14 protein-coding genes are annotated in these 18,191 nt (G+C 69.6%); 5 read left to right on the top strand and 9 right to left on the bottom strand.

Annotated features, from left to right (window positions below; all coding sequences use genetic code 11):
- Positions 1-336: 336 nt before the first annotated feature.
- Positions 337-2,865: an ATP-dependent Clp protease ATP-binding subunit gene (locus tag G3I56_RS23590; protein WP_164412139.1), complete on the top strand. Its 2,529-nt coding sequence runs from the start codon at positions 337-339 to the stop codon at positions 2,863-2,865.
- Between the two features lie 126 nt (positions 2,866-2,991).
- On the opposite strand, the gene G3I56_RS23585 is transcribed toward G3I56_RS23590, so the two are convergent.
- Positions 2,992-3,651 carry an HAD family acid phosphatase gene (locus G3I56_RS23585; protein ID WP_164412138.1) on the bottom strand — a complete coding sequence of 220 codons (660 nt, stop codon included), beginning with the start codon at positions 3,649-3,651 and terminating at the stop codon, positions 2,992-2,994.
- A gap of 494 nt (positions 3,652-4,145) precedes the next feature.
- On the opposite strand from G3I56_RS23585, the gene G3I56_RS23580 reads away from it, so the two are divergent.
- Complete coding sequence (locus G3I56_RS23580; RefSeq protein WP_164412135.1) at positions 4,146-4,751, top strand: M23 family metallopeptidase; 606 nt, start codon at positions 4,146-4,148, stop codon at positions 4,749-4,751.
- Between the two features lie 61 nt (positions 4,752-4,812).
- On the opposite strand, the gene G3I56_RS23575 is transcribed toward G3I56_RS23580, so the two are convergent.
- The gene (locus G3I56_RS23575) at positions 4,813-5,400 is read right to left on the bottom strand and encodes a TetR/AcrR family transcriptional regulator (protein ID WP_164412133.1); all 588 of its coding nucleotides are present in this window, start codon (positions 5,398-5,400) and stop codon (positions 4,813-4,815) included.
- Between the two features lie 154 nt (positions 5,401-5,554).
- On the opposite strand from G3I56_RS23575, the gene G3I56_RS23570 reads away from it, so the two are divergent.
- Positions 5,555-7,234 (top strand): MDR family MFS transporter, encoded by a 1,680-nt coding sequence (locus G3I56_RS23570; RefSeq protein ID WP_203690504.1) that lies wholly within the window; start codon positions 5,555-5,557, stop codon positions 7,232-7,234.
- Between the two features lie 204 nt (positions 7,235-7,438).
- On the opposite strand, the gene cseC is transcribed toward G3I56_RS23570, so the two are convergent.
- The 5 genes from cseC to G3I56_RS23545 form a co-directional block, all read right to left on the bottom strand.
- Positions 7,439-8,800: a two-component system sensor histidine kinase CseC gene (gene cseC / locus G3I56_RS23565; RefSeq protein ID WP_239135058.1), complete on the bottom strand. Its 1,362-nt coding sequence runs from the start codon at positions 8,798-8,800 to the stop codon at positions 7,439-7,441.
- An 11-nt stretch (positions 8,801-8,811) separates the two neighbouring features.
- Positions 8,812-9,519: a two-component system response regulator CseB gene (gene cseB / locus G3I56_RS23560; RefSeq protein WP_164412131.1), complete on the bottom strand. Its 708-nt coding sequence runs from the start codon at positions 9,517-9,519 to the stop codon at positions 8,812-8,814.
- Between the two features lie 72 nt (positions 9,520-9,591).
- On the bottom strand, positions 9,592-10,239 hold the full coding sequence (locus tag G3I56_RS23555) for a hypothetical protein (protein WP_164412129.1): 648 nt from the start codon (positions 10,237-10,239) through the stop codon (positions 9,592-9,594).
- 197 nt (positions 10,240-10,436) lie between these two features.
- Positions 10,437-10,979, bottom strand: a complete 543-nt coding sequence (locus G3I56_RS23550; protein ID WP_164412127.1) for a SigE family RNA polymerase sigma factor — start codon at positions 10,977-10,979, stop codon at positions 10,437-10,439.
- Between the two features lie 297 nt (positions 10,980-11,276).
- Positions 11,277-12,221, bottom strand: a complete 945-nt coding sequence (locus tag G3I56_RS23545) for an A/G-specific adenine glycosylase (RefSeq protein WP_164412125.1) — start codon at positions 12,219-12,221, stop codon at positions 11,277-11,279.
- A 337-nt stretch (positions 12,222-12,558) separates the two neighbouring features.
- Between G3I56_RS23545 and G3I56_RS23540 the strand changes: the two genes are divergently transcribed.
- The gene (locus tag G3I56_RS23540) at positions 12,559-13,434 is read left to right on the top strand and encodes a hypothetical protein (RefSeq protein ID WP_164412123.1); all 876 of its coding nucleotides are present in this window, start codon (positions 12,559-12,561) and stop codon (positions 13,432-13,434) included.
- 68 nt (positions 13,435-13,502) lie between these two features.
- Here G3I56_RS23540 and disA read toward each other — a convergent pair whose 3' ends face one another.
- Both disA and radA read right to left on the bottom strand, forming a co-directional pair.
- Positions 13,503-14,627, bottom strand: coding sequence for a DNA integrity scanning diadenylate cyclase DisA (gene disA, locus G3I56_RS23535; RefSeq protein WP_164321979.1), 1,125 nt, complete (start codon positions 14,625-14,627; stop codon positions 13,503-13,505).
- An 81-nt stretch (positions 14,628-14,708) separates the two neighbouring features.
- Positions 14,709-16,118, bottom strand: a complete 1,410-nt coding sequence (gene radA, locus G3I56_RS23530) for a DNA repair protein RadA (protein ID WP_164412121.1) — start codon at positions 16,116-16,118, stop codon at positions 14,709-14,711.
- A 217-nt stretch (positions 16,119-16,335) separates the two neighbouring features.
- Between radA and G3I56_RS23525 the strand changes: the two genes are divergently transcribed.
- Positions 16,336-18,177: a BACON domain-containing protein gene (locus G3I56_RS23525; protein ID WP_164412119.1), complete on the top strand. Its 1,842-nt coding sequence runs from the start codon at positions 16,336-16,338 to the stop codon at positions 18,175-18,177.
- Positions 18,178-18,191: the final 14 nt, after the last annotated feature.

Raw genomic sequence — 18,191 nt, 5'->3', positions numbered from 1 at the left:
TGTTCGCCCGTAGCGGAGGGAACCCGTGCATCCGGCATGGAGTGTCGGTCCGTACGGGTAAGACATCCCTAGTGGGAGGGGGCGACACGCAGAAAAGGGCGTCTCACGTTCGCCATCGGCGTACTGATAGTGAGGCTATCTCCCTGGCCTGCGGGAACATCGTCTCGCACGATCGGGTTGGAGCATATGTCGGCGTACGGGGTCAGGAGGCTGTGTTGGTTCTCGGTCCGGTGTCGGCAGTTGGAATGAGCGGTCCCCGCTTGCGGGACTAAGCTGCGGAAGGACAGGGAGGGGAGCGTCCCCTTACTGCCTGACCGCTCTGAGGAGCGATTAACGATGTTCGAGAGGTTCACCGACCGCGCGCGGCGGGTTGTCGTCCTGGCTCAGGAAGAAGCCCGGATGCTCAACCACAACTACATCGGCACCGAGCACATCCTCCTGGGCCTGATCCACGAGGGTGAGGGTGTCGCCGCTAAGGCCCTGGAGAGCCTCGGGATTTCGCTCGAGGCGGTCCGCCAGCAGGTGGAGGAGATCATCGGGCAGGGCCAGCAGGCCCCGTCCGGGCACATCCCCTTCACCCCCCGTGCCAAGAAGGTCCTGGAGCTTTCGCTCCGCGAGGCCCTTCAGCTGGGCCACAACTACATCGGCACGGAGCACATCCTGCTCGGCCTGATCCGCGAGGGCGAGGGCGTCGCCGCCCAGGTCCTCGTCAAGCTGGGCGCAGATCTCAACCGGGTGCGGCAGCAGGTCATCCAGCTGCTCTCCGGCTACCAGGGCAAGGAGACCGCCGGCGCCAGTGGCGGCCCCGCGGAGGGCACCCCCTCGACGTCCCTGGTCCTCGACCAGTTCGGCCGGAACCTCACCCAGGCCGCTCGCGAATCCAAGCTCGACCCGGTCATCGGGCGCGAGAAGGAGATCGAGCGGGTCATGCAGGTGCTGTCCCGCCGTACGAAGAACAACCCGGTCCTCATCGGTGAGCCCGGCGTCGGCAAGACGGCGGTTGTCGAGGGACTGGCTCAGGCGATCGTCAAGGGCGAGGTGCCCGAGACGCTGAAGGACAAGCACCTCTACACGCTTGACCTCGGCGCGCTGGTCGCCGGCTCCCGGTACCGCGGTGACTTCGAGGAGCGCCTGAAGAAGGTCCTCAAGGAGATCCGCACCCGCGGCGACATCATCCTGTTCATCGACGAGCTGCACACGCTCGTCGGAGCGGGTGCCGCCGAGGGCGCCATCGACGCGGCCTCCATCCTCAAGCCGATGCTGGCCCGCGGTGAGCTCCAGACCATCGGTGCGACCACGCTCGACGAGTACCGCAAGCACCTCGAGAAGGACGCGGCCCTCGAGCGCCGCTTCCAGCCGATCCAGGTCGCGGAGCCTTCCCTCCCGCACACGATCGAGATCCTCAAGGGCCTGCGCGACCGGTACGAGGCGCACCACCGCGTCTCGATCACCGACGAGGCCCTGGTGCAGGCGGCGACGCTCGCCGACCGGTACATCTCCGACCGGTTCCTGCCCGACAAGGCGATCGACCTCATCGACGAGGCCGGTTCCCGGATGCGCATCCGCCGGATGACCGCTCCGCCGGACCTGCGCGAGTTCGACGAGAAGATCGCCGGCGTGCGCCGGGACAAGGAGTCCGCGATCGACTCGCAGGACTTCGAGAAGGCCGCTTCTCTTCGTGACAAGGAGAAGCAACTCCTCGCCGCGAAGGCCAAGCGGGAGAAGGAGTGGAAGGCCGGCGACATGGACGTCGTCGCCGAGGTCGACGGCGAGCTGATCGCCGAGGTCCTGGCGACCGCCACCGGCATCCCGGTCTTCAAGCTGACCGAGGAGGAGTCGAGTCGCCTGCTGCGCATGGAGGACGAGCTCCACAAGCGGGTCATCGGCCAGAAGGACGCCGTCAAGGCGCTCTCGAAGGCGATCCGTCGTACGCGTGCCGGTCTGAAGGACCCGAAGCGTCCCGGTGGTTCGTTCATCTTCGCCGGCCCGTCCGGTGTCGGTAAGACCGAGCTGAGCAAGGCCCTGGCCGAGTTCCTCTTCGGTGACGAGGACGCGCTGATCTCCCTCGACATGTCGGAGTTCAGCGAGAAGCACACGGTGTCGCGTCTCTTCGGTTCCCCGCCCGGATACGTGGGTTACGAAGAGGGCGGCCAGCTGACCGAGAAGGTCCGCCGCAAGCCGTTCTCCGTCGTCCTCTTCGACGAGGTCGAGAAGGCGCACCCGGACATCTTCAACTCGCTGCTGCAGATCCTGGAGGACGGTCGCCTGACCGACTCCCAGGGCCGGGTCGTGGACTTCAAGAACACGGTCATCATCATGACGACCAACCTCGGCACGCGGGACATCTCGAAGGGCTTCAACCTGGGCTTCGCGGCCTCCGGTGACAAGAAGTCCAACTACGAGCGCATGAAGAACAAGGTCTCGGACGAGCTCAAGCAGCACTTCCGCCCCGAGTTCCTCAACCGCGTCGACGACGTGGTCGTCTTCCCGCAGCTGACGCAGGAGGACATCCTGCGGATCGTCGACCTGATGGTCGGCAAGGTGGACGAGCGCCTCAAGGACCGGGACATGGGCATCGAGCTCTCCCAGGCCGCCAAGGAGCTGCTGTCCAAGAAGGGCTACGACCCCGTCATGGGCGCCCGGCCGCTGCGCCGGACGATCCAGCGCGAGATCGAGGACACGCTCTCCGAGAAGATCCTCTTCGGTGAGCTGCGCCCCGGTCACATCGTGGTCGTCGACACGGAGGGCGAGGGCGAGACCGCGACCTTTACCTTCCGGGGTGAGGAGAAGTCGGCTCTGCCCGACGTCCCGCCGATCGAGCAGGCGGCCGGCGGTGCCGGACCGAACCTGAGCAAGGAGGCGTAAGCCTCAGGGCTGCGTCGCCACGCCAGATGTCAGAGAGGGGCCGGTGCTTTTCAGCACCGGCCCCTCTCGCATGTCCTGACGACAACCAGCTACAACCAGCTACAACTGACGACGACTGGCAAAGACTTACGACAGCTGGCCGTCGTAGTCCGGCAGCTTGTACGTCTTCTCCGCGTGGCCGCCCGACAGGTCGGTCGCGCTGTTGCCGATGTTGGCGATGATCGTGTAGCCCTTCGACTCGATGTCGACGCGCTGCGCGGTCTTGTAGTCGGCCACGTTCTTGAAGAGGTCGATCAGATTGCGGGCGTACAGCCCGGTCACGTTGTAGCCGACGTACGTGAGGTTGTACTGCGTCACGGGCTTGATGATGTCCGGGCGCGCGGTGACGAAGAAGAGGGCGACGCCGTGGTTCTGGGCGTACTGGGCGACCTTCAGCACGGGCGCGTTGGCCGGTGACGGGTAACTGAAGCCGAAGTCGGTCTCCAGGGTCGTGTTGTCGATGTCGAAGACGATCGCCGGCTTCTCGCCCTTGGAGGCGGCGGCGATGCGCTGCTTCAGATAGGGCAGGGCCTGGTCCATCACGGTCCGGCAGTCCTGTTGCCAGGTGGCGTAGTCGACGTCCGCGGCGGCGGCTGCCGACACGGACGCGGTGGCCGTGGTCGCCGTGCTGATCGCGGCCTGGGCACTGCCGGGGGCGGCCAGTGTCACCGCGGCGACCGCGGTGGCGGCGGTCAGGCCGATACGGCGGGTCCAGGGCGTCCAGGAGCCTGCTGAGCCTCTTGTCATCGGGATGGGGGTCCTCTCACGTAGGGCCGTGCGGTGCCAGGGCATGCAGATGTCAGGGGCATGCTTGCGGAAGTGAGTGGCGCTGACGGGAAGGGCACATTACTCACGGGTAGCCGCGAGGTGCCAGTAGTCGGAGCGTGTTTATTCGGCCCGCCGGCGACCCGCGGGTGGTGCGTTGGTGGTGTGTGTTGGCTTGCGTTGTGCGCGTCACAGTCGTACGTCGATGGATCCTGTTGGCCGGTGACATGATGCACAGGCGAAATGTCCGTTACTAGGGTGATTAGTGGGTGAGGGTGTAGGTGGGTTGCGGTTTGTGGAGGGCGACTGCTTCGGTTGGTTTGTCAAGAAGTGGGTAAATTTGTGGCCGTCTACTAACTTGTGTCGTAGATCGGAAGTTTGGGGATGGGCGGGGCTCGGGGTTACCAAGGGGTTGCCCATCCGGCGGGAACGCTCGTGCCGGGTGGCTTTTCTGTCCCCGTCCCCATGAGGTCTCGATGTTCCAGCGCGCCACCGCCCCGTCCCGCGAGTCCCGTACGGCCCGTGTCTCCCGTGTCTCCCGCGTCTCAGTTCTGGCCGCCGGGCTCGGCGCGTCGATCGTCCTGGGGGTGACCGGGGTCGCGGCTGCCGCCGAGAGCGGTGCGACGGGGGCCGTCCAGGTTCAGGCCGCCGCCAAGAAGGCCGCCTCCTGGGTGGACCCGGTCAAGAAGTACAAGCTGAGCGCCCGCTTCAACCAGGCCGGCAACATGTGGTCGTCCACCCACTCCGGCCAGGACTTCGCCGTGGCGAGCGGTACCAAGGTCGTCGCCGCGCACGGCGGTACGGTCGTCAAGGCCGGCGGCAACGGTGCCGGTGACGGGTCGGCGTACGGCAATGCCGTCGTCATCAAGCACGGCAACGGGACGTACTCGCAGTACGCCCATCTGTCGCGGATCAACGTGAAGGTCGGCCAGGTCGTGGCCACCGGACAGGGCATAGCCCTCTCCGGCAACACGGGCAACTCCAGCGGGCCGCACCTGCACTTCGAGATCCGTACGACACCGAACTACGGGTCCGCCGTCGACCCCGTGGCCTTTCTGCGGGCCAAGGGCGTGACTGTCTGACCCGCCGGGCCTGTCAGGCCTGTCTGGGCGGTGTGTGACCGGCCGGTCGGGGTTGCTGCGGCTACGAGGGTCGTTCCGTGCCCTCGTGTGCCTGTGTCACCAGGCCGATCGCGACCTCCAGGACCGCCTGGCGCTTCTCGTCCGCGTCGCCCGCGAGGTCGTGGAGCACGAACATCCCGGCGTGCAGCGTGAACATCGCGCTGATGCAGCGGACCTGGGCGACCAGGGGGGCGTCCGGGTCGATGATGATCTCCCGCATTCCGAGCATGCGGGTCTTGAACATGTCGCCGATGCTCAGGTCCCGTACCGTCGCCTGGTTCTCCTGCATGAAGCGGAAGAGGGGGGCCGCCTCCGCGAGCGCCTCGTTGTAGCGGCGCAGGATCTCCTGCTTCATGTCGAGGGTGTGCGGCTGCTGCCGGCCCCACTCGATCAGGTCCTCGATCGGTTTCGTCAGATCCTCGAACAGGCTGACGACGATCTCTTCCTTGGTCTTGAAGTGGTAGTAGAGCGCCGCCTTAGTGACGTCGAGGCGCTCGGCGATCTCCCGCAGCGAGGTCTTCTCGTAGCCCTGTTCGGCGAAGAGTTCGAGCGCCACGTCCTGGATGCGCTGACGGGTGTCCCCGCGTCGGCGCTGCTTGGTGCGCTCCATGCCCGTACTCCTGCTTCCGCTTCTGAACCCTGGGGAGTGCCCTTGGGGGAAAACTTACTTGACGCCCGGCTAGTTAGCGGTCTAGCTTCCCCAGTGTAGTCAACTTGCCGGGCGGCAAGTAAGTGGGAGTACGTGGGGGAGTGGGGCGGGCACGATGGCGGACACGCGGGCAGCAGTGGACGAGCAGGGCGAGCAGGACGGACGGGTTGAGCAGGCCGAGCAGGGCAAGCAGCCGCGGAGTGTGCGGGTGGTACTGCTCGCGCTCATGATCGCGATGATGCTCGCGATGCTGGACAATATGATCATCGGTACGGCGATGCCGACGATCGTCGGTGAACTGGGCGGGCTCGAACACCTGGCGTGGGTCGTGACGGCCTACACGCTCGCCACCGCCGCCTCCACCCCGATCTGGGGCAAGCTCGGCGACATGTACGGGCGCAAGGGCGTCTTCATGAGCTCGATCGTGCTCTTCCTGATCGGGTCGGCGCTCAGCGGTATGGCCCAGGACATGGGACAGCTGATCGGCTTCCGGGCCGTGCAGGGACTCGGTGCCGGTGGCCTGATGGTCGGGGTCATGGCGATCATCGGGGACCTGATTCCGCCGCGTGAGCGCGGCAAGTACCAGGGCATGATGGCCGGCGTGATGGCGCTCGCCATGATCGGCGGACCGCTGGTCGGCGGGGCGTTGACGGACCACCTGGGCTGGCGCTGGTCGTTCTACATCAACCTGCCGCTGGGGGTCGTGGCGCTCGCCGCCATCAGCGCTGTGCTGCACCTGCCGAAGAAGCGGGCGAAGACACGGATCGACTACCCGGGCGTCGCGCTGCTGACCGTCGGAATCACTTCGATCGTGCTCGTCACGACCTGGGGCGGTACGGAGTACGCGTGGGGCTCCGCCATGATCATGGAGCTCATCGGGATCGGCGTCTCCTCGCTCGTCGGGTTCGTGTTCTGGCAGACGAAGGCCGCCGAGCCGATCATTCCGCTGCACATCTTCCGCAGCCGCAACTTCACGCTGATGTCGATCATCGGCTTCATCACCGGGTTCGTGATGTTCGGCGCGGTGCTGTTCCTGCCGCTGTACCAGCAGTCCGTGCAGGGCGCGTCCGCCACCAACTCCGGGCTGCTGCTGCTTCCGATGCTCGCGGCGATGATGGTCGTGTCCATGGTCGCGGGGCGGGTGACGACGAGCAGCGGCAAGTACAAGGTGTTCCCGCTGGTCGGCGGTGTGCTGCTGAGCGTCGGGCTGTACCTGTTCGCGCAGATGGACACGGAGACCTCGCGGCTGACATCCGGTCTGTACATGGCGGTGGTCGGGGCGGGCCTCGGCTGTCTGATGCAGATCACCATGCTGGTCGCGCAGAACAGCGTCGAGATGAAGGACATGGGCGTCGCGTCCTCCACGACCACCCTTTTCCGTACACTCGGGTCCTCGTTCGGGGTCGCGATCATGGGGGCGCTGTTCAACAACCGGGTGCAGGACGTGATGAGCGAGCGGGCCGGGGCGCTGGGGTCCAAGGTGACGGAGCAGTCGGCGCAGCTGGACGCGGCGAGCCTGGCGAAGTTGCCGGCGGCGGCGCGGGAGGCGTACCAGTACGCGGTGGCTTCCGGGACGCACTCGGCGTTCTTGCTGGGGGCTGTGGTGGCGGTCGTGGTGCTGGTGGCGGCGGTGTTCGTGAAGGAGGTTCCGCTGAAGGGGGCGGAGCCGGAGAAGAGTGGGGAATCGGGGCCTGGGTCGGCGTCGGCGGCGACGCCGGAGTCGGAGTCGGAGTCGGAGTCGGAGTCGGCGGGGAACGTGGCTTCGGCCAAGGGGACCGCAGTTGAGGTGGGCTGACGTCTGACGTGGTGGTCGGGGGACGGTGAGGAGGCGAAGGCCCTCGGGGTGGTGTCTGCCCCGGGGGTCTTCGGCTGTGTTTTCTCGCCCCCGCCGCCCTTACCCGTCCCATCCTTGGGGGCTGCCGCCCCCAGACCCCCGCTATCGGCCCTGAAGGGGCCTCGTCCTCAAACGCCGGACGGGCTGGATGGTGCAGGCTCCCCCTCAACCGCGCTTGCGCGGCAGCATCGGGTAGCTGCCCGTGTTCGTCGGGGCGTGTTCCGGGAGCCACAGGACTGCTACCGCGCCCTCTGCGGGGACGTGTTCCGGGGCGCCCGGTGGGCGTATGTTGCGGAACGTGAGGCGGGCGCCCAGGACTCGGGCCTGGCCCGCGGCGATGGTGAGGCCGAGACCGTGGCCCTGGCCCGAACGGTCGCTGCTCCCCGTACGGAAGCGGCTCGGGCCGTCCGCCAGCAGGTCCTCGGGGAAGCCGGTGCCGTGGTCGCGTACGCGGATGACCCGGCCCTCGACCGACACCTCTATGGGCGCTTTGCCGTGCCGTGCCGCGTTGGCGAGCAAGTTGAACAGCACCCGCTCCAGCCGGCGCGGATCGGTCGTGACCTCGGACTCGTGCACCACGTGCACGGCGATCTCCGGGTCCTTCGCGAGCACCCGCCGGGCCACGAACTCGCCCAGCATGATGTCCTGCAGCTCGGCCCGCTCCGACGCCCCGTCGAGACGGGCCACCTCCAGGACGTCCTCGACCAGCGTGCGCATGGCCTGCGCCCGGTCCAGGACCAACTCCGTCGGGCGCCCGGGCGGCAGAAGTTCGGCGGCCGTCAGCAGACCCGTCACCGGCGTACGCAGCTCGTGCGCGATGTCCGCCGTCACGCGCCGTTCCGCCTCCAGGCGCTGCTGCAGCGTGTCCGCCATCGCGTCCACCGCCCGGGCGAGGTCGTCGGTTTCGTCCCGTACGACACCGCCGATGGCGTCCCGCACCCGTACGTCCGTCTCACCCCTGGCGACCTGGTTCGCGGCAGCCGCCGCCTTGCGCAGTCGGCGCGACAACTGGGCGCCGATGAGCACACCGAGCGCGCTGCCGCCGAGGACGACGGCGATCGAGCCGATGATCAGCGCCTGGTCGAGGTCGGCCATGATGTCCGTACTGCGGTCGGTGAACCCGCTGTGCAGCGACAGGATGTGCCCGTCCTTGAGCGGTACGGCCGCCCAGATGTCCGGCACCCCGTCCGGCCGGTCGGCCACATAGGTCGCCCGGCGGCCCTGCGCGGCCTTCTCCCGCAGTTCCTCCGGCAGGTTCGGGTCGTCGACCTTGATGCCGGGGAAGTTGGGCCGTCCCGACAGGTTGTAGTTGCTCTGCCCGATCAGGACGCGCTCGTCCGCGAGGTCACGCGCGCTGTCCAGCATCGAGACCCGGGCCGCGTTGTGCACGACCAGGCTGAGTGTGACCGCCACGAGCGCGCCGACCAGCGCGATGGCGGCGCTCAGCTTCCATCTGAGCCCGGTGCGGATGCCCGCGAACCGGCTGAACGGCATGACCCGCGTGATCCGCATTTCCCTGGAGTGCATGGGTGGCCCGCTCAGGCCTTCAACTTGTAGCCGAAACCGCGGACCGTCTCGATCCGGTCCTGGCCGATCTTCGTACGCAGCCGCTGCACATGGACGTCGACGACACGGGTGTCACCGCCCCAGCCGTAGTCCCAGACGCGCTCGAGGAGTTTGTCGCGGGACAGGACCGTGCCCGGCGCCGACGAGAACTCCAGCAGGAGCCGCATCTCGGTGGGTGTCAGGGCCACCGTCCGGCCCTCCTTGCGGACCTCCATGCCCTCGGTGTCGATCTCCAGGTCCCCGAAGACCAGCACCCCGCCGGTCACGGGCCCGCTGTCCTCCGAGGCCGCCGCGCCCGGGCCGCTCGCGTGACCGAAGCGGCGCAGGACCGCGCGGATCCGGGCGACCAGGACAGCGCCGTCGAAGGGCTTCGTGACGTAGTCGTCGGCGCCCGCCTCCAGGCCCAGGACCACGTCGATCGAGTCGGCGCGCGCGGACAGCATGATCACCGGCACGGTGGACTCGTCGCGGATACGGCGGCACAGGCTGACCCCGTCGAGGCCCGGGACCATGACGTCCAGGAGGGCGATGTCGGGGCGGTCGGCGCGGAACGCCTCCAGGCCCGACAGCCCGTCGGGCATGGCGGTGACCGCGAAGCCGTCCCGCTCCAGGGCGAGTTGGGTGGCCTCGCGGATGACGTCGTCGTCCTCGACGAAGAGGACGTGGGTCTGGTCTGCCATCCCGGGTGCTCTCAGTTCTCGTCTCGTGTGTGGCGGCGGTACGGGGTCGGTACTCGTACAGGGTGGTACGGGTCAGTTCGGGGACGGCGTCGGTGCGTCGCCGTCGACCGCGCCGCTGTACTCGTTGTGCGTGCGGTACTCAAGGATGAAGCGACCGGCCGTCCAGCGATAGGTGATCACATTCTCGCCGGACGGGCTCGTCACCGGGTCGTCCTTCTTGTAGACCTGCTTGGTGACCACCAGGTCGCCGCGGTCTATCTCCGCGTACACCGGGGACTCCTCGGCCCTGAAGACGTTCCGGTACCCGTCCCCCGCCTCGCGGTACACGTAGGAACCGACGCCGACGGCATCGCTGCACGTCATGACGTTGATGACGACGTCGTCGGCGGCGCCGCCGGTCAGGTCCCCGTACGACACGTCGACCGGGTACTCGTCGCCGACGCACGGCTTCAGCGCGCGCTTGACCGAGGCCGCGACCTTCGGGTCGTCCTTGACCAGCTCGACCGCGTCCACGTCGTCCGGAGTGGCGTACGCGGAGGGCATGGGGGTGGAGCTCAGCTTGCCCGCGACGGCGTCGGCGCCGGCCGGGCCCTCGTCACGGGCGCCGGTGCCGCCGGTGGCGCAGGCGGAGACGAAAAGGGCGAGGGCGGCGAGCACGGCCGTCGCCGTGATCACCGCCTGAAAGGCCCGCCGGGCAGGGGCGGACAGCGTCGGCCCCATGAGCGGCCCCGGGCCATGCCCAGGACCCGGACCCTGGCCCCCTGGCGAGGCCGCGTCCGAATCCGTCGTTCCTGTTCCTGTTCCGGTTCCCAGCCCTGTCGCTGTCCCTGTCCCTGTCCCTGTCCCTGTCCCTGTCCCTGTCCCTGTCCCTGGCCCTGTTCGTGTCCCTGGGACCCCGGGATCGGTCGCCCCTGTGCCTAGGCCGCGCAACGCTCCCGCTCCTCATGCTCCAGCGCGCGTGCGTCCAGATCGCGGGCCTCCAGCTCCTCCCGGAGCCGGGCGAGCGCCCGGTGCAGCGTGCTCTTGACCGTTCCGGCCGACATGCCGAGGGCGGCGGCCGTCTCCTCCGTGGACATCTGCTCCCAGTGTCGCAGCACGACGACGCTCCGCTGCTTGGGTGCGAGAACCTTCATGACGTCCATCAGAAGTGCGCGGTCCGCGTGCTGCTCGGTGGAGTCGTCGACGCTCGCGTCCGGGAGCTGCTCGGTGGGTACCTCTTCGAGCTTGCGCGCCCGCCACCACTCGGTCCGGGTGTTGATCATCACCCGGCGCAGGTAGGCGTCCGCGAGCCGCTTGTCCGCTATGCCGTCCCACCGGCCGTACGTCCGTACGAGCGCCGTCTGCAGCAGGTCCTGCGCGTCGACGGGGTCCGGGACCAGTCGCCGGGCGCTGCGCAACAACGCGTCCTGCCGTGTGCGGACGTACTCCTCGAACTCGAGCACCTCGCCCTGCTGCGCCATGTCGACCGCCTCCCGCTCCCCGTTTCCGACCCGTCTTCAGGCCGGCTTCACTGCCTTGTGGTCCCTACAGGGATGAAGCTACGGAGCTGTTGTCACGGGGTTGTCCGAGCCAGCCTTCGGGGAGCGCTCGGCTGTCCGTCGGTTGTGTAACGGAAATACGGAAGGGGTAAGGCGGTGGGGTAATCGGTAGGGATATAGGGCGATTTGGCGGTGGGATGAGCGTGTTGCGGAAGCGGGTTGGGGCGTTACGGAAGGCCGGGCATGTGTTTTGGCTGTGTACGTCCCCGGCCGTCCGTCTCAGCTGTGCGGCAGGCGGTACAGCCCGCCCGGCAGGGGCTCGACCAGACCGTCGGAGACGAGGCCGTCGAGAGCTCGGGCGCGCTGGACCGGCTCGTGCCACACGCTGTCGAGCGCGGCCTGCGGTACGGGGGTGTGGGCTTCGCGGAGTACGGCGAGCAGCTTGCCGCGTACCTGACGATCCGTGCCCGCGTACGTCTGGCCGCGGCGCGCCGGGCCCACGTGTTCGGGCTTCCCGGCGAGCTGCCAGGCGCACTGGGCGGCGATCGGACAGCGGTGGCAGGTCTCGTTCCGGGCCGTGCAGACGAGTGCGCCGAGCTCCATGGAGGCCGCGGCCCAGCGGGCGGCCGTGGGCTCGTCGTCCGGCAACAGGGCGCGGGCGAGCTTGCGTTCGGCGGCGGTGGTGGCGTTCGGGGGGTACTGGACGCCGGTGACGGCGCGGGCGAAGACCCGGCGGACGTTCGTGTCCAGTACGGCGTGCCGCTGGCCGTAGGCGAAGGAGGCGACGGCCGCGGCCGTGTACTCGCCGATGCCGGGCAGGGCGAGCAGTTGGGCGTGTCCGGTGGGTACGTCGCCACCGTGGCGTTCCGTTATGGCGACGGCGGCGCCGTGCAGGCGCAGGGCGCGGCGAGGGTAGCCGAGCCGGCCCCAGGCGCGGACGGCTTCGCCGGAAGGGGCGGCGGCGAGGTCGGCGGGGCGGGGCCACTGGGCGAGCCACTGCTCGTAGACGGGCAGTACGCGGCTGACGGGTGTCTGCTGCAGCATGAACTCGCTGACCATCACCCCCCAGGGACCGGCGTCCGGACGCCGCCAGGGGAGGTCGCGGGCGTGGTCGTCGAACCAGTCGATGACGGGGGAGTGCAGGGGGGTGCCGTCGGCGATGGGGGACGGGAGGGAAGAAGTGGGGTCGGCGTCGCGGTGCGGGGGTTTCGTGGGCGCAGTCATGGCGGTTCCGATCCTGCCATGTGGGGGTGCGGGGGTGTGCGATGCGGTGCGGTGGGCCCGGGTTGTTTCTTCGCCCCCGCCGCCCCTACCCGTCCCATCCCTGGGGGCTGCGCCCCCAGACCCCCGCTGTCGGCCTGAACGGCCTCGTCCTCAAACGCCGGACGGGCTGGATGGTGCGGCCGGGTGAGAAACGCGACCCGCCCCGAACTGCTCTCCGCCCGAAAGGAGTTCACCCACGTCACCAACGCCCCCTCGCCGGGATGATGATCCGGAAAAGTTGGTGCCCAGGCGGCGGGTGGGGCGAGTGAACTGTCCGATCTCTCGTACAGTTTGCGCCGTGGGATCTATGCGCAATCCGGTCGGGCCGCTTCCCTCCTCCATCTACTGGCGACGGAGGGCTGTTCTGCTGTCTTTGCTCGCCCTGTTGGCGTTGCTGGGCATCTGGATCGTCGCTTCCGGCGGCGGAGGCGGCAACAACGGCCCGGACGGCGCCAACGGCAAGGATCCCGAGCAGACGATCACTCCGGGACCGTCCGGTTCGGGGCCCGCGATCAGTCAAGCCCCGGGCGGGCGTGACGAGTCGGGCAGCACGGGCACGGGCACCGGCGGCTCGGACTCCGGTTCCGGCTCGGCGGGCTCCGGGGGCTCTGCGGGTTCCGGGGGTTCCGGTGGTTCGGCGGGCTCCGGGGGCTCGGGCGGTTCGAGCGGCTCCGGCGGCGACAGCGGTTCCGCCGGGACGGGCGGCGGCACGGACGACGGCGTCAACGGCAGCGTAGGCAGCGGCGACACCCTCCCGGCCGGTTCCAGCCTGCCCAACTGCACCGCCGGCGCCGTCCGGTTGAGCCTGCGCAGTGTCCAGAACGCCTACGCGCCCGACGAGACGCCCACCTTCCAGCTGGTCGCCAAGAACTCCTCCGCCAACGACTGCAAGATCGACCTCGGTCCGAAGTCGGCGGTCGTGACCATCACGCAGGCGAGCAGCGACGACGACATCTGGGCCTCGGACGACTGCCCCAAGGACGCGGCAGCTCTGCTGTTCCGTGTCTCGGCCGACGGCAGCATCACGTACACCTTCGAGTGGGACCGCAAGGCGAGCGCCCCCGAGTGCGCCACCCCGAAGGCGGGGTCGGCGACGGCCGACACCTACCTCGTGGAGGCGCAGGCCCAGGGCTTCCCGAAGGCCCAGACGTCTTTCGTACTGGACAAGGACTGAAAGGGACTGAGGGGGGACTGAGGAGGGCCGAGTAAGTCGGCCCCTCGGACCCAGCTCCACGTACCGACCTACACGTACCGCTCCAGGATCGACGACTCCGCCAGCCGGGACAGCCCCTCCCGGACACTGCGCGCCCTCGTCTCGCCGACCCCGTCCACCGTCTGGAGCTCGTCGACGCTCGCCGCCAGCAGCTTCTGCAGGCTGCCGAAGTGTTCCACCAGGCGGTCGATGATCGCGCCGGGCAGGCGCGGCACCTTCGCCAGGAGGCGGAAGCCGCGGGGAGAGACCGCAGAGTCGAGGGCCTCGGGTGAGCCCGTGTAGCCGAGGGCCTTGGCCACCGTGGAGAGTTCGAGCAGTTCGGCGTGGCTGAGCGCGTCGAGTTCGCCGAGCGCCTCGTCGACCGTGCGGGAGCGTTTGGCGGTCGGCTCGGGGACGTAGTCCCGGACCACCAGCTCGCGCTCCGGCTCCACGCCCGCGATCAACTCCTCCAGCTGAAGGGTCAGAAGCCGCCCGTCGGTGCCCAACTCGAGCACGTAACCGGCGATTTCCGTCGCGATGAGGCGGACCATCTCCAGGCGCTGCACCACCGCGGAGACGTCCCGGACCGTCACCAGGTCCTCGATCTCCAGCGCGGACAGCGTGCCCGCGACCTCGTCGAGGCGGAGCTTGTAGCGCTCCAGGGTCGCCAGGGCCTGGTTCGCGCGGGACAGGATCGCGGCCGAGTCCTCCAGGACCCGGCGCTGGCCGTCCACGTACAGGGCGATGAGTCTCATGGACTGGGAGACCGAGATGACCGAGTAGGCCACCTGCTTCGACACGCGGTCGGCGGTGCGGTGCCGGGTGCCTGTCTCCTCGGTGGGGATGTTCGGGTCGGGGACCAGCTGGACGCCGGCCCGCAGGATCTTGGACAGGTCCGACGAGACCACGATGCCGCCGTCGAGCTTGCACAGCTCGCGCAGCCGCGTCGCCGAGAACTCGACGTCCAGGACGAAACCGCCTGTGCACATCGCCTCGACGGTCTTGTCGGAGCCGAGAACGATGAGTCCGCCGGTGTTGCCGCGGAGAATCCGTTCAAGCCCGTCGCGCAGCGCCGTGCCTGGTGCCACGGCGCTCAGTGAGGCGCGCATCAGGCCATCGGCACCGGAGCTCCCGCCGTACTTTCCTGGAGCTGCTGCCCGGTCGTTGGCTGCCACTGCACTCCTCCGGTCGCAGGTACTGGGCCGCCCCCGCATCGCACACGGTGTTCGTACGGACGGGCGAGACCTGGGCAAAGTCTACCGGCGGTCCTCGTCGTCTCGTGGGGCGTCTCGCCTACGCGACTTCGGAAGCACCCGGAGAGCGTCCCCCATGTCGGCGACCTCGATGACCTTCATACCGGCGGGGATCTTGCCTGGGTCCGACGGAACGAGGGCGTGGGTGAAGCCCAGACGGTGCGCTTCGGACAGCCGGCGCTGGACCCCCGTCACCCGTCTGACCTCGCCCGCGAGGCCCACTTCGCCGATCGCGACCAGGTTCTTGGGCAGCGGGGTGTCGCTCGCGGCGGAGGCCAGCGCGAGGGCGATCGCGAGGTCCGCGGCCGGCTCGGAGAGCTTCACCCCGCCGACCGTCGCCGAATAGATGTCCCGCTTTCCGAGTGCGCTGATCCTGCCCCGTTGTTCGAGAACCGCGAGCATCATCGAGACCCGGGACGTCTCAAGACCCGATGTCGTCCGCCTGGGGGAGGGGATCTGCGAGTCGACGGTGAGCGCCTGGACCTCGACGACGAGCGGGCGGCGGCCCTCCAGGGTGACGGTCAGACAGGTGCCCGGCACCGGCTCGGCGCGCCGGGTCAGGAACAGGCCGCTCGGGTCGGCGAGGCCCGTGATGCCCTCGTCGTGCAGTTCGAAGCAGCCGACCTCGTCCGTCGTGCCGTAACGGTTCTTGACACCCCGGACGAGACGGAGGCGGGCGTGGCGGTCGCCCTCGAAGGACAGGACCACGTCCACCAGGTGTTCCAGGAGACGCGGGCCGGCGATCGCGCCGTCCTTGGTGACATGGCCCACCAGGAGCGTCGACATGCCGCGCTCCTTGGACGCGCGGATCAGCGCCCCGGCGACCTCGCGGACCTGCGCCATGCCGCCTGCCGCGCCGTCGATCTCCGGCGAGGCCACCGTCTGGACGGAGTCGAGGATCAGGAGGGACGGTTTCACGGCCTCCAGGTGGCCCAGCACCGCCGAGAGATCCGTCTCCGCGGCCAGATACAGGTGGTCGTCGATCGCCTTGATCCGGTCGGCGCGCAACCGGACCTGGCTCGCGGACTCCTCACCCGTGATGTAGAGCGTGCGGTGCTCGTCGCTCGCCGACTTCGCCGCGACGTCCAGGAGCAGCGTCGACTTGCCCACGCCCGGCTCACCGGCCACGAGAACCACGGCACCGGGGACCAGTCCGCCGCCCAGTACGCGGTCCAGTTCGGGCACGCCGGTGCTGCGGGCGGTGGCCTGGCGGACGTCGACCTGGCCGATGGGGACCGCGGAGGTGGTGACCCGGCCCGGTGCCGTCGTACGGACCGCGGGCGCGCCGTACTCCTCGACCGTGCCCCACGCCTGGCACTCGGAGCAGCGGCCGAGCCACTTGGCCGTCTGCCAGCCGCACTCGGTGCAGCGGTAGGACGGACGGTCCTTAGCGGTCTTCGTACGTACAGCCATGGGACGAACCGTAGCCGGGCCCACTGACATCACCGTCACCACCGTCGCCGACGGGTGCCGGAGGCCACGCTCCCGGCGCTAATCGGCCACGTCAGGGCGGGAACAGGCCACGTAATCCGGGGTCGCTGTCCCCTATTGAGGGATCGTTTCACCCGTACGGATTAAAAGTGCTCAAGGTGGGAGAGGGGGCCGTCGTAAGGCGCCTACGGTCGCACGGGTGATGAGCAGTAGTCCGGACACCCCGACCCGCAGCACCGGCACACACCGGGCGCATCGTGAGGCGCGCGACCGGGCGGCCGGACGCACGCTGGTCCAGCGCCCACCCGCGCGCTACGAGCCGTATCTGGACGGCCTGTTCACCTACTGTCTGTCCGTCCTGTGCGACCACGACACGGCCACCGCCGCCCTCGGCGACGTCCTCGCCCTCGCCGAGCGCCGCAGCCCGCGCGGCCCGCGCGGCCCGGAGTCCGCCGGTGACCGCAGGGCCTGGCTCTACGCCCTGGCCCGCTGGGCCTGTCTGCGCAAGCTGGCCGAGGCCAAGCAGCGACGCCAGAGCACGCATGCGGCAGGCCGACGCGGCAAGAGGCAGGCTTCCGCCGCCCCCGCCCCCGCGCCCCGGACCGGCCCCGCATCCGCCGCATCCGCCACATCCGCCGCATCCGCTGCCTCCTCAACGGGTCTTGTCTCCGAGGAGGTCCAGGAAGCGCACCGCCGTGAACTGGCCCAGCTCGCCTGGCCGGAGGCCGCCGGCACCACCCCCGAGCAGCGCGAGGCACTCGAACTCGCCGTGCGCCACAAGCTCGACGCCCACGAGGTCGCCGCCGTGCTGGGCCTGGACTCAGCCGCCGCCGGTGACCTGCTCGCCTCCGCCGCCTGCGAGGTCGAACGCACCCGCGCGGCCCTCGCCGTCGTCGAGACCGGCGCCTGTCCGAGCGTCTCCCGCCTCACCGGCGACCACCAGCTGGTGCTCAGCACGGCACTGCGCCGCGAACTGGTCCGGCATGTCGACGACTGCCCGCGGTGCCGCCGTACCGCCGAGCGGGCCGTCCCCGGCTCCTGGCCCGGCACCAGCGTCACGCCCGCCGAACTGCCCGTCCTGGAGGCGCCCCGCGCGGCCCTGCACATCGCCATGGCACACCTCCCGCGCGCGCGGGGCACCGCCGCCCCGCGCTTCGACCGGCGCGGTTTCCCGATGGACCCCAAGGACCGCGCTGCCCGAAGGGACCGGCTACGCGCGCGTGCCGTCACGACCACCGTCGTCGCCACCGTGGTCGCCGCCCCCGTGCTCGCCCTGTGGGCGGCCTACCGCGCGCCTGCGACCGGCGAGGGCGGCCCGGGGGACCGGTCGGCCACCGCGAGCGAGGCGCAGCGCCACGACATCCTCGACGGCGAGGCCTCGGGCGGTGGCTACGAGAACGCGGGCAACGCCGGCAACGCGGGCGCAGGCGCCGACAAGGGTCTCGTCAGGAAGGATCACGGCTCACCGGACGTCTCCGTGGAGGTCGTCAGCGCGGTCCCCGGCGCGAAGGAGAGCCCGGGCCTGCTCACCGTGGAGGCGTCCAGCGACGGCGACACCACACTCATCACCCTCACCGCGTCCGGCCACACCCCGGTGCGCTGGACGGCGGTTACCGGGGCGTCCTGGCTCTATCCGAGCCGGTCGTCGGGAACGCTGCGGCCCGGCGAGTCGTTCACGATCAAGGTGTACGTCGACCCTCTGCGCGAGCCGTCCGGTCACTGGAGCGCGCGGGTGTCGATCGCACCGGCGTCCGCCGTCGTCTCCATCGAGGGGTACGGCACCGCGCCCACACCCCCGGACCCGATCCCGGTGCACCCACCGGCCCCCGGCCCGCCCCGGCCGAGCACCCCGCCCCCGGACCCGACGACCTCCGCGCCCGCGACCCCGCCCCCCAGCGACCCGCCACCGTCCTCGTCGCCGGACCCGGAGCCCACGCCGACCCCCACCCCGACGGCCTCGGCGACCTCGACCCCCGCGGACCCCGGAGGCTCGTCGCCGCCCGCCGACAGCGGAGCCCCGAGTCCCGTGACAACTCCCTGAGTCCGCCGCGTCGG

The organism is Streptomyces sp. SID12488, assembly GCF_010548275.1.
Classification (GTDB): Bacteria; Actinomycetota; Actinomycetes; order Streptomycetales; family Streptomycetaceae; genus Streptomyces.
The sequence above is the reverse complement of the archived record's forward strand: the minus strand, read 5'-3'. Positions and strand labels throughout refer to the sequence as shown.